5 protein-coding genes are annotated in these 4,134 nt (G+C 38.0%); all 5 read left to right on the plus strand.

Translation table 11 applies throughout. The features are described 5' to 3' along the window. Positions 1-38 precede the first annotated feature (38 nt). Positions 39-329: a hypothetical protein gene (locus V7164_RS21695; protein ID WP_335344204.1), complete on the plus strand. Its 291-nt coding sequence runs from the start codon at positions 39-41 to the stop codon at positions 327-329. Positions 330-502: 173 nt separating this feature from the next. Beyond that, positions 503-1,429 (plus strand): metal ABC transporter solute-binding protein, Zn/Mn family, encoded by a 927-nt coding sequence (locus V7164_RS21700; protein WP_335344205.1) that lies wholly within the window; start codon positions 503-505, stop codon positions 1,427-1,429. Positions 1,430-1,437: 8 nt separating this feature from the next. Then, positions 1,438-2,193: a metal ABC transporter ATP-binding protein gene (locus V7164_RS21705; protein WP_335344206.1), complete on the plus strand. Its 756-nt coding sequence runs from the start codon at positions 1,438-1,440 to the stop codon at positions 2,191-2,193. A 5-nt stretch (positions 2,194-2,198) separates the two neighbouring features. After that, positions 2,199-3,134, plus strand: a complete 936-nt coding sequence (locus tag V7164_RS21710; RefSeq protein WP_438824080.1) for a metal ABC transporter permease — start codon at positions 2,199-2,201, stop codon at positions 3,132-3,134. Next, positions 3,131-4,009: a metal ABC transporter permease gene (locus tag V7164_RS21715; RefSeq protein WP_335344207.1), complete on the plus strand. Its 879-nt coding sequence runs from the start codon at positions 3,131-3,133 to the stop codon at positions 4,007-4,009. Before V7164_RS21710 ends, V7164_RS21715 begins: the two co-directional genes overlap by 4 nt. The last annotated feature ends 125 nt before the right edge of the window (positions 4,010-4,134 follow it).

The following is a 4,134-nucleotide window of genomic DNA, read 5'->3' on the forward strand; positions in this document are numbered from 1 at the left end:
ATTATTAATTAAGCTATCTTTCAAAAGAGGGTGAGATCATGTACCGATTTTCGATTGATAAAGATGATTGGATATTAAGATTCTCTCCCCATGTCCAAATAGAGCTGGAAATAAAACAAATTATCGTTAGCTCTATTGCACACCTGGGCAAACAGCTCCCATCATTTCCTCATGGAGAGTCTTTCATCATTATGAATGATCAGATTGGTTTAATCGTATTTAATGTAGAGAAAATCCCTTCCCTCATATTAACGGTATCTAATATTGTCAGTAAAGATAGATGGTATATTCAAGAAAATTTTACAATTAAACCGTATAAAAAAAAATAATTTCGGCGAAAGCCGTTTTTTTTTTGGAAAAATAATTGACAATTTTATGATTGGGTTTAAAATGTTGTACTAAGGCAACATTTATATATTGATGAAAAATTAATGTATATACCAAAAATATGTGCACTTATTGAATAAACGTGCATACACTCAATTAAAAGAGGTGACGATTGATGAAAAAATTATTAGGGATGCTGCTTGTATTATCATTATTTATTCTTGGCGCTTGTTCATCTGACTCTTCAAATGGATATCAACGTGGTGAAAAGCTCGTTGTTACAACAACGATTAGCCAAATAGCTGATGCGGTAAAAAATATCGGCGGTGACAAGGTGGACGTACAAAGCCTGATGGGGCCAGGAACTGATCCTCACCTTTATAAAGCTACACAAGGGGATATTGGGAAGCTGCAAAAAGCAGATGTGATCTTTTATAACGGGCTTCATTTAGAAGGAAAAATGCTCGATGTCCTCGAGAAAATGAATAAAGATAAACCAACTTATGCGATCGGTGAATCGCTCAAGGAAGAAGAACTATTATTAAAGGCAGATGGAAAAGGTGCCATCGATCCACATATTTGGTTTGATATTGATTTATGGACGGGAGCATTAAAGGAAGTGGAAAAGGGTCTTATCAAAGCAGACCCTGACAATAAAGCTTACTATGAAAAAAATGCCCAAGAGTATTTTAATAAATTAAAAGAGTTAAAAGAGTTTGCTGCTGCAGAAATGGAGAAAATTCCTTCCGAACAAAGAGTCCTTGTGACAGCACATGATGCATTTGGATATTTTGGTGCGGCATTCAATATGGAAGTAGAAGGTTTACAAGGTTTAAGCACAGATGCGGAATATGGCCTTGGAGATGTTCAAAAAATAGTAGAGTTATTGGTTACAAGAAATATAAAAGCAGTGTTTATTGAGTCAAGTATTTCCGAACGCTCTATTAATGCGGTAATTGAAGGGGCAAAGAAAAAAGGCCATGATGTGAAAATTGGGGGAGAGCTTTACTCAGATGCTATGGGAGAAGAAGGAACCGAAGAAGGTACCTATATTGGCATGTATAAACATAATGTAAATACAATTGTAAATTCAATGAAGTAGGTGAGGTCATGAATCCGGTCAAAGTGGAAAATTTAACCGTTGCTTATCAAAAGAAACCTGTTTTAGAAGATGTTCAATTTGATGTGCCGGAAGGAAAGTTAATTGGTATTATCGGTCCCAATGGGGCAGGCAAATCAACATTGATTAAAGCAGTGCTAGGGTTAATACCAAAAACATCGGGAAACGTAGAAATTTATGGAAAACCATACAGTCCAAAAGAAAGGGTTGTTGGGTATGTCCCTCAGAGAGGATCTGTAGACTGGGATTTTCCTACTAATGCACTTGACGTTGTTTTAATGGGGCGCTATGGACATATTGGCTGGTTTAAAAGGCCAGGAAAAAAAGACGTTGAGTATGCAAAAGAATGTTTACAGAAGGTCGGCATGGAAGAGTATGCTGACCGGCAAATAAGCCAGTTATCAGGGGGACAGCAGCAGAGAGTTTTCCTTGCTAGAGCTCTTGCTCAAGATGCAAAAATATATTTTATGGATGAACCGTTTGTTGGGGTGGATGCTGCTACGGAAAGAGCCATTATTGAACTGTTGAATGATTTGAAAAATCAGGGAAAAACAGTTCTTGTTGTTCACCATGATTTACAGACAGTAAAAGATTATTTTGACCATGTCATTCTATTGAATATAAATGTAATTGCAGCGGGACCAACAGAAGAAACATTTACAATTGAAAATCTTCATCGGACATATGGCGGAAAGCTGACGTTCTTAGAGAAGGGTCAAATAATGGCGGAAACGCAGCGGAGGTGATTTTGATGAACGACATGTTAAGGCTGCTTCTGTTTGATGCAAATACACAATGGGTATTGCTCGGTACGATGCTTTTAGGCATAGCGAGCGGTGTCCTTGGGAGCATAGCACTCCTAAGAAAGCAAAGCTTGATAGGGGATGCGGTCGCGCACGCTGCTTTGCCAGGAATATGTATTGCTTTTTTACTTATAGGAGAGAAATCACTTATTGCACTTTTAATTGGTGCAACGATCACAGGCCTCCTAGCAGCTTATTGTATTCAATTTATTACATCAGCCTCTATTTTAAAAGAGGATGCGGCTATTTGTTTAGTCTTGTCGGTGTTTTTTGGATTTGGGATTGTATTATTAACAAAGGTGGCCCAATCATCATCTGGAAATAAGAGCGGGCTTAGTGATTTTATTTTTGGCCAGGCGGCCTCGCTAGTAGGAAATGATGTCAAGATAATGGCTAGTACGGCTGCTGTCTTAATTTTAGTAACGGCCTTACTTTTTAAAGAGTTAAAAGTATTAACCTTCGATCCAGAATTCGCAATAGGATTAGGGCTCCCATCTCGTTTCTTGAATTTTCTTTTTCTGACATTATTAGTAGCAGCTGTCGTAATTGGCATACAGGCAGTCGGAGTTATTTTAATGGCTGCGTTATTAATCACACCAGCGATTGCCGCACGATATTGGACGGAATCGCTTGGGAAAATGGTTGTCATCTCTGGTGTTTTCGGGGCTATATCTGGAATGGCTGGAACTTTGATAAGTACACTTAGAGAGGGCTTGGCGACAGGACCATTTATTGTTGTTACTGCTACAGCATTGTTTCTCGTTTCTATGCTTTTTGCCCCTCAAAGAGGTTTAGTAACAAAATGCATAAAAAGAATACTTCGTGACAAGCAAATTAGAGAACAGCAAATTTTGCATCAGCAAAAAGGGAGTGGCTTATCATGAGCTATGAAGGATGGATATTAATTGTTGCTTCATTAGCTGGCATTGCATGCGGAATTACTGGCTGCTTTCTAATTTTGCGTAAGCTCTCCATGCTAGCAGATGCGATTAGCCACACAGTTTTACTTGGCATTGTGTTAGCTTTTATTATTAGTCAAAGTATGAATGGATTGTATATGTTAATTGGAGCGGCAGTTGTAGGCTTATTAACTGCTTTTCTCGTTCAAATTTTTCATAGCTCAGGGATACAAGAGGATGCATCCATTGGAGTCGTTTTCACCTTTCTTTTTGCAGTCGGGGTAATCCTCATCACCTTGTATGCTGGGGATGTCCATTTAGATGTTGATCATGCTTTAATGGGGGAAATCACATTTGTCCCTTGGGATCTTGTGCAGTGGGGCCCTTTACCAGAATTGCCAAAAGCGTTTTTAATGCTTTCTGCTGTGCTTATCATCGACTTAATTATGATTCTGCTATTTTACAAAGAATTGAAAATTACATCCTTTGATCCGAGCATGGCTGCAGCAATTGGAATTCCAGTTTTGCTGATCCACTACTTGTTAATGGGGATGGTATCAATTACTACAGTTGCATCCTTTGATAGTGTTGGTGCTATTTTAGTTGTTGCGATGTTAATCGCACCTGGTGCATCTGCCTATTTATTAACAGATAAATTAAGTACAATGCTTGTATTAAGTGCAATTTTCGGAGTAGGTGCGGCCATTATGGGGTACTATTTGGCAAGCTGGCAGGATGTATCAATCTCAGGAAGCATGGCTACAATGAACGGAATTCTATTTGCACTCGTATTTTTATTTTCACCATCTAAAGGATTCATATCGAAAAAATTGCATATTAAAAAACTGAAAACAGATTAATAGGGAGCTCTTCCATTTTGGGAAGGGCTTCTTTTTTTGTAAATCTTAAAAACTGACAAAATAACGAGATGTGGTATCGAAACAATTTAACATATCGAAAATGAGTAAAATCTAAATTTAGATTT

This window comes from Bacillus sp. JJ1474 (genome assembly GCF_036965225.1).
GTDB lineage: Bacteria > Bacillota > Bacilli > Bacillales > Cytobacillaceae > Cytobacillus.

Bases quoted from the DNA above. Each gene is read 5' to 3' on its own strand.
- V7164_RS21695 (WP_335344204.1), top strand. From the start codon at position 39: ATGTACCGATTTTCGATTGATAAAGATGATTGGATATTAAGATTCTCT.
- V7164_RS21700 (WP_335344205.1), top strand. From the start codon at position 503: ATGAAAAAATTATTAGGGATGCTGCTTGTATTATCATTATTTATTCTT.
- V7164_RS21705 (WP_335344206.1), top strand. From the start codon at position 1,438: ATGAATCCGGTCAAAGTGGAAAATTTAACCGTTGCTTATCAAAAGAAA.
- V7164_RS21710 (WP_438824080.1), top strand. From the start codon at position 2,199: ATGAACGACATGTTAAGGCTGCTTCTGTTTGATGCAAATACACAATGG.
- V7164_RS21715 (WP_335344207.1), top strand. From the start codon at position 3,131: ATGAGCTATGAAGGATGGATATTAATTGTTGCTTCATTAGCTGGCATT.